Origin of the sequence: Vibrio superstes (genome assembly GCF_003569005.1) — a bacterium.
Lineage (GTDB): Bacteria > Pseudomonadota > Gammaproteobacteria > Enterobacterales > Vibrionaceae > Vibrio > Vibrio superstes.
Genome location: NZ_BCUR01000004.1, coordinates 2,879,365 through 2,886,584, shown reverse-complemented (window position 1 = coordinate 2,886,584; position 7,220 = coordinate 2,879,365). Strand labels below are relative to the sequence as shown.

Genomic DNA, 7,220 nt, shown 5'->3' with positions numbered 1-7,220 from the left:
TTAAGTTTTTAGATTTAACGATCTGAAAGCAAATACTGGATAAGGCATTTATAAGACCTTAACTAGTAACAATTTGTGGAGAGATGGCTGAGTGGTCGAAAGCACCGGTCTTGAAAACCGGCAACCGTTAATAGCGGTTCTAGGGTTCAAATCCCTATCTCTCCGCCACATTACAAAAAACCGCTGACTCGTCAGCGGTTTTTTTGTATCTGCAGTATTTCAACTCCTCTTATATAATACCAATCGTACTAAATAACTAGTCATCCCAGCTTGTTAAAATACTCGATGACTGCGTTAGAATTTTTGGTTGTAGAATAACTACTTATCGAAAAACTTTGCCTTGTCCTCGATAATTTTTCCTACGCTATTTCTGATCAGTTACTTAGTGTGATCGGTATAAACCTCCCCAGTCATTTGTCGCTATTTTATGCAATCTAAACTTTTGCACTATATCCGATGCATATGTTTGCTATGCTATCGATCAATATCACATAAAGACACCCATAAGTGACAGGTGTAACTTTTTAAATGTAATCTATTTTGCTAAGGAGAAATAGGGGATGGGACAATTTGCAACCCTTGGATTTATCGCAATTGGTGGTGCCTTTGGTGCTTGTTCGCGATATTTGATTTCTGAACTGTGTGTTGTATTGCTAGGGCGGGGTTTTCCGTATGGTACCTTGACTGTCAATATTGTAGGTTCATTTATTATGGGGACACTGATTGCCCTCTTTGAAAATGAAGTGATTGCTGTCGATCCGTGGCGCCAAATCATTGGCCTTGGCTTCCTAGGAGCATTAACGACCTTTTCTACCTTCTCTATGGATAACGTCCTTATGTTCCAACAAGGGGACTACTGGAAGGCTGGATTGAACATTGTGCTTAATGTGGTATTCAGTATCTCTGCTGCAATGATTGGATTCCATTTAGTCTTCAAAAATTAACATGTCTGCTTTGTTCTTCTCGTAGTTTATATATAATGGAACTGCTTGTCGGAGTGCTGAAGTGTTAATCACAAGATGCTGAGACCGTGAATACGGAATTCGTTGAACCTGATACAGGGTAATACCTGCGAAGGAAACAAGGTGGTCTCTTCGAAAAGCTATTGGGTTTCTTCCTGATACTTGTACCATCAATCTATCCGACAAGCTGTGTTTTTTACAGAAGGATAGGGCGATGGAATCCCCGCTAAATAGTTATATACAATCTCCAACGATAACTCCCGCTTTTGATAAAGCGCTCTCAATGGTTGCAAGTAAGGCAACTACTGCAGGCTTTAGCAAGGTGATAACTGCGATCTCTGGTGGAGACAGTTACGCCATAGTCACTCCTAACCAAACATTTGAGCTTGTTGTTGATACAAATGTTGAGCAGCAGTTTTCAGCCACTATAGTCGATTCAGAGAATAATAAGCTTGCTTCACTCGAGGTTCTTCATACTAAGGGGCAAGACTCAATCACTCTTAGTGATGGCAGTTGCTTTGAATGGACATATAAACCTGAAGATTACCTGACCACTTGTGACGACTATTTAGCATGGCTTCTTATCGCTTTGTCTTTAGAGTTCACCATTGAAGATGCTGCTCTTATTGCCAAAAGTGCTTTGCATGTTTCATGTGAAACATGGCCGAACCACATCAAATTCTTTCCTCAACTAGCCACGACCCATCAACAAGTTTTGACTCGCAAACCATCTCGATGCTTTGGCTTATATCCAGTGCTGGATAGTCTTGAGCTTGTGGATGAAATCTCCCAAAGCGATGTGAACATTCTCCAGCTTAGAATTAAAGATAAGTCTAATGAGGCGGTGACTGAAGATGTCAGGCGAGCAATTCAGATCGGTAAACAGCGTGGAGTGGATGTTGTCATTAATGATTACTGGGAGCTTGCTTTAGAACATGGTGCTTCTTGCATTCACTTAGGACAAGAGGACTTAGCAGAGTTAGCTGACAGTCGCCTGCTAAGTAGCGACACAGGTTTAGGGATATCGACGCATGGCTACTATGAAATCATCAATGCGTTGCAGTACAAGCCTTCTTATTTGGCACTAGGGCACATCTTCCCTACTACCACCAAAGATATGCCTTCTTCTCCTCAAGGTTTAATCAAGCTCAATTTATATCAGGCTTTAATTACCTCAATCGGTGAGCAAAGAGGTGAAATACTGCCTTCCGTAGCGATTGGTGGGATCAACCTAGAGCGCGCTCCGTTAGTTATTGAGTCAGGCGTAACAAGTGTGGCTGTGGTGAGAGCGGTAACACAAGCGCACGATAAGCATGAGGCTGTTGCGCAGTTCCAACAACTATTCAAACACCTACACGAAAAAGAAAACCAATTAGAAGAGGCTTCTGATGCTGTCTGACCAGGAGTTTTTGCGCTATCAACGTCAGATAATGCTGCCTGAGCTGGGAGAGAGTGGGCAGAGATTATTGCTAGGTGCCAAGGTGCTTATCGTTGGGTGTGGCGGCTTAGGCAGTACAGTGGCATTGCAACTGGCTGGCGCAGGTATAGGTAAGTTAGTGCTTTGTGATGATGATAGTGTTGAATTAAGTAACCTGCACCGTCAACTAAGCTATAGAGAATCGGACCTTGGCCAAGCAAAAGCGCAAGCGCTTGCGGGGCAAATTAAACGACTCAACCCATCGATCAGTACTCGTAGTGTTAGCAGACGAATGTCTTTGGATTTACTCAACATCGAAGTCAGCTTGGCCGATCTCGTTATCGACTGTAGTGATAACTTCCCAACAAGACAAGACATCAACAAGGCCTGCACCTCTAACCAAATACCATTAGTGTCGGGTGCAGCGATAGGCTGGGATGGTCAAGTTGCTTACTTTGATGGGCAACAACAGAGTGCTTGTTATCACTGCCTATATCCGTTTAATGAGTCCAATCAAGCTACAAAATGCAGCGATGCCGGTGTCATGGGCCCGAGTGTAAATATGACTGGCAGTCTTCAATCTATGCTCGCAATAAGAGCGATTACAGAACCCGAAACACTGAATACTGGTGAATTGATTGTGTTTAATGGAAGAGAGATGAGTCACCAAAAATTTGCTATTGAGAAAGATGATAGTTGCGCGGTATGTAGCGAGGGAAACAACAATGAATGAAGTAGTGGTAACCATAAACGATAAACTGACCAATATAGGCATGGAATCCAGTCTTATCGAGGTGTTAGATGAGCAAGGTATTCCTTCTGAGGGCTGTGCTATTGCGTTAAACAATAAGGTGATTCCAAAATCAAAATGGAACACCATTCAAATACAAAAAGGCGACACTCTCTCTGTGTTCCGCGCGATAGCTGGAGGCTAACAATGCTTAAAATTGCAGATAAAACATTTAAATCAAGATTGTTCACGGGGACTGGTAAGTACGCTAACAACACCTTGATGGCATCATCAATTGAAGCCTCTGAGTCTGAGTTAGTGACCATGGCACTGAAGCGTGTTGATGTATTTGATCGACAAGATGATATCTTAAAGCCACTTACTGACCTTGGCGTTAACCTTTTGCCCAATACTTCCGGTGCAAAGAATGCAGAGGATGCAATATTTGCAGCTCACCTGGCTAGGGAAGCACTGCAAACAAACTGGCTCAAGCTAGAGATACACCCGGATCCAAAGTACTTGATGCCGGATCCGATCGAGACATTGAAGGCTGCAGAGCAACTGGTTAAAGATGGCTTTATCGTTCTACCTTATTGCCATGCTGACCCAGTTCTATGTAAGCGCCTAGAAGAAGTGGGTTGTGCTGCTGTTATGCCATTAGGGGCGCCAATCGGCACTAATAAAGGATTGGCTTCAATCGATTTTCTGAAGATTATCATTGAGCAAGCCAACGTTCCTGTTATTGTCGATGCAGGCATAGGCGCTCCGTCTCATGCAGCACAAGCCATGGAACTGGGTGCAGATGCCGTTTTGGTTAATACCGCGATGGCTACTGCGGGCGATCCAATTGCTATTAGTCGAGCGTTTAAGCTAGCGGTTGAGGCGGGTCGAATGGCTTACGAAGCGGGCTTAGGCGCTCAGCAATTAAAAGCGGTAGCTTCTAGTCCTATGACCGCATTCCTAGACTCTCAGTATGAGGCTAAACTATGAGTTTTGTAGATGTCTTTAAATCTACAGACTGGAGTGAGAACTATCTATCCATTATGTCTAAGACAGCAATGGATGTTGAAAAAGCGCTATCGAAATCTAGGCTTGATATTGAAGATTTTAAAGCGTTAATCTCACCAGCCGCAGAACCGTATTTAGAATCGATGGCCCAGCTCTCTAACCAGAGAACAAGACAGCGTTTCGGTTCTAACGTAGGGCTATACGTTCCCTTATACCTATCGAATCTTTGTTCGAACGATTGCACTTATTGTGGTTTCTCCATGAAGAATAAGATTAAGCGTAAGACTCTTGATTTGGACGAGATTGGTTTGGAGATCGATGCACTTAAGGCAATGAAGTTTGATAGTGTCTTGCTTGTAACGGGAGAACACCAGAACAAAGTTGGTATGGACTATTTCCGACAAGTACTTCCTGAGATAAAAAAAGATTTCAATTATCTGGCCATGGAAGTGCAGCCACTGGATCAGGCGCAGTATGCCGAACTGAAGACACTTGGTCTGGATGCAGTTATGGTTTATCAAGAAACCTACAACCCATCAACGTATGCAGAGCATCATCTTAAAGGTTCAAAAACGGACTTCTACTATCGATTGGAAACACCCGATAGATTAGCTAAAGCAGGGATTGATAAGATTGGTATAGGTGCGCTTATCGGCTTGGATAATTGGCGTGTTGATAGTTTGTTTGTTGCTACCCACTTGGAATACTTAGAAAGAACCTACTGGAAATCTCGCTACAGTATTTCTTTACCTAGATTAAGACCTTGCGAGGGCGGGGTACAACCTAAATCAATTTTGAACGATAAGCAGATGGTGCAACTTATTTGTGCGTACCGTCTCTTTAATCAGCACGTTGACATCTCTCTTTCCACACGAGAATCAGCCACCTTCAGAGATAACATTCTGCCATTAGGTGTGACCACAGTTTCAGCTGCATCCAAGACTCAGCCAGGAGGCTACGCGGTTGATACTGAAGAACTAGAACAGTTTGAAATCTCAGATGAACGTTCAGCTACAGAAGTGGAATTGGCGATTAGAAATAGGGGGCTGGAACCGGTGTGGAGAGATTGGACTTCGATTTACTCGGGCTAAGCGTTTTGAACTAGGTGTTTCACGTGAAACAAAAAAACCAGTGGCGTACCCACTGGTTTTTTTTCGTAACTAATTTAAAAGGTTAAATGGCGTTAGTTGCTTGTTCAAGCCACTGTTTCACTTCGCCATCTACAAGCGGAGAAAGGTCGTTCCACACCTTTTGATGGTATGTGTTTAGCCACTCAACTTCGTGTGCAGATAAGAGAGTGAGGTCAATGTTACGTGTATCGATAGGGCAACGCGTCAGGGATTCGAAGCCTAACACCGAAAAATCGCCTGCTGTTTCAATCTCAACAACAATCTCTAGGTTTTCGATGCGAATACCAAACTCGTCTGTGCGGTAGTAACCCGGTTCATTAGACAGAACCATACCTGCCTCTAACGCAGTATCATTGTATACCTTCGCAATACGCTGTGGCCCCTCGTGCACACTAAGGAAATGACCAACACCATGACCGGTACCATGGTCGTAATCAAATCCGTTCGCCCATAAATGCTGGCGTGCAAGGATATCTAATTGGTGCCCTTTAGTTCCCTTAGGGAAACGAGCTTGAGCTAGGCCAATATGTCCCTTCAATACGAGAGTGAATTGTTTCTTCATTTCTTGTGTCGGGTTGCCAATTGCGATGGTTCGAGTAATGTCTGTCGTTCCATCTGGATATTGACCACCAGAGTCTACCAAGTACATGGAGTTGTTAGATACAACACCTGGGGTAGGCTCGTTGTTGTGATTGTAATGGCACATTGCTGCATTGTGAGCGGCTGCTGAAATAGTATCGAAGCTTAGATCCGCTAATGAAGAATCTTCTTTCCTGAAGCTTTCTAGCTTATCCGATAGTTGTGCTTCATTGAGAAACTCGCCTTTATCGTTTTGCTTGTCGAACCAAGACAAAAACTTAATCATGGCGACGCCATCACGAACGTGACTGTTCTTCATTCCTTGTGCTTCGACACTGTTCTTAACCGCTTTAGGAATTAGGCAAGGGTCGGCTATTGGAAGTACTTCCGCGCCAACTTGGTTAAGCACTAGTTCAAACCATGCATTACTGGTTGCCGGATCAAGTATTACCTTGCGGCCCTTAAGAGCAGTGAGGCGAGTCTCAAGCTCTGATGGAGAGTAGACCGTAACACCCGACCCAACGTGTTCATCAAACTGAGTTGGCACACGTTCAGAGTCTATAAAGAATTCTACCTCACTATTGCTATGAACAATGGCATGAGACAGGGCAACAGGTAAACGAGATATGTCGCTACCGCGAATGTTCAATAACCAGCAAATTGAATCTAGTGCAGTAAGAACGGCACTATCCGCCTTTTGTGCTTTTAACTCATTGGCAATTAAAGTGCGCTTTTCCTGGCTATCAACACCCACCCAATCATTCTCCATTAGACGCAATGTAGAAAGAGTTGCTTGTGGTCTATCACTCCATAAGGTATCGATTGGATTGCTATCGGTGTACACGATTTCGTAATCTTCAGAAAGGGATTGCTTAGTTGAAGCTAACCAACGACCAGAGTGCATTCTAGGGTCAATACCAACTTTGCTACCTTTTACGAGGTTTTGAGTAACCCAAGCTACAGGAGGGTTTTGCACAAGGTGTTGATAAGAATAAACATCAGCAGGCGTTTGTTTCGTTACTTGAACGGTATAGCGACCATCGACAAAAATAGCCGCATCGTTAGTTGAGATTACGGCTGCTCCTGCTGATCCGGTAAAGCCTGTCAGCCAGTGTAAGCGTTCATTGTGCTCTGGGATGTACTCACCAAGAAATTCATCTTCGTGAGGAACAATGAAGGCGTCTAATCCATTTGTACTTAACCAGTTGCGAAAATCTGCAACACGGCTTTTTATTTGAGCTGGCATAATCTCTCCTTTTCGTTACTACCTTTATGCGCATGGCGATTAAGCTACTCTTTTTAAGGTCTGTGTGCAATTTCAGAGTGCGGAAAATGACGTTGCATATCGCAAATGAAAACTGTTCTAGTTACGGTAAAAAGAGTATATTCTATAT

The 7,220-nt window shown here is 43.5% G+C and carries 7 protein-coding genes, 1 tRNA gene and 1 riboswitch; of the genes, 7 read left to right on the top strand and 1 reads right to left on the bottom strand.

Translation table 11 applies throughout. The annotated features are described in order from the left end of the window. The first annotated feature begins 77 nt into the window (after positions 1-77). The 7 genes from D5I41_RS21155 (at position 78) to thiH (ending at position 5,208) form a co-directional block, all read left to right on the top strand. Positions 78-168, top strand: a tRNA-Ser gene (locus D5I41_RS21155). Between the two features lie 392 nt (positions 169-560). After that, positions 561-944: a fluoride efflux transporter CrcB gene (gene crcB, locus D5I41_RS21150; protein WP_119011480.1), complete on the top strand. Its 384-nt coding sequence runs from the start codon at positions 561-563 to the stop codon at positions 942-944. A 39-nt stretch (positions 945-983) separates the two neighbouring features. Continuing rightward, positions 984-1,097: riboswitch (TPP riboswitch) on the top strand. A gap of 148 nt (positions 1,098-1,245) precedes the next feature. Next, positions 1,246-2,361 (top strand): thiamine phosphate synthase, encoded by a 1,116-nt coding sequence (locus D5I41_RS21145; RefSeq protein WP_235868957.1) that lies wholly within the window; start codon positions 1,246-1,248, stop codon positions 2,359-2,361. Continuing rightward, positions 2,351-3,112 (top strand): HesA/MoeB/ThiF family protein, encoded by a 762-nt coding sequence (locus D5I41_RS21140; RefSeq protein ID WP_119011478.1) that lies wholly within the window; start codon positions 2,351-2,353, stop codon positions 3,110-3,112. The genes D5I41_RS21145 and D5I41_RS21140 overlap by 11 nt, the downstream gene beginning before the upstream one ends. Then, entirely contained in the window at positions 3,105-3,314 is a 210-nt protein-coding gene (thiS, locus tag D5I41_RS21135; protein WP_119011477.1) for a sulfur carrier protein ThiS, read from the top strand. Before D5I41_RS21140 ends, thiS begins: the two co-directional genes overlap by 8 nt. A gap of 2 nt (positions 3,315-3,316) precedes the next feature. Further along, a complete protein-coding gene (locus tag D5I41_RS21130; RefSeq protein ID WP_119011476.1) occupies positions 3,317-4,099 on the top strand; it encodes a thiazole synthase in 783 nt (260 codons plus the stop codon). Beyond that, positions 4,096-5,208 (top strand): 2-iminoacetate synthase ThiH, encoded by a 1,113-nt coding sequence (thiH, locus tag D5I41_RS21125; protein ID WP_119011475.1) that lies wholly within the window; start codon positions 4,096-4,098, stop codon positions 5,206-5,208. Before D5I41_RS21130 ends, thiH begins: the two co-directional genes overlap by 4 nt. An 82-nt stretch (positions 5,209-5,290) precedes the next feature. On the opposite strand, the gene D5I41_RS21120 is transcribed toward thiH, so the two are convergent. Then, on the bottom strand, positions 5,291-7,072 hold the full coding sequence (locus D5I41_RS21120; RefSeq protein ID WP_119011474.1) for an aminopeptidase P family protein: 1,782 nt from the start codon (positions 7,070-7,072) through the stop codon (positions 5,291-5,293). Positions 7,073-7,220 lie beyond the last annotated feature (148 nt).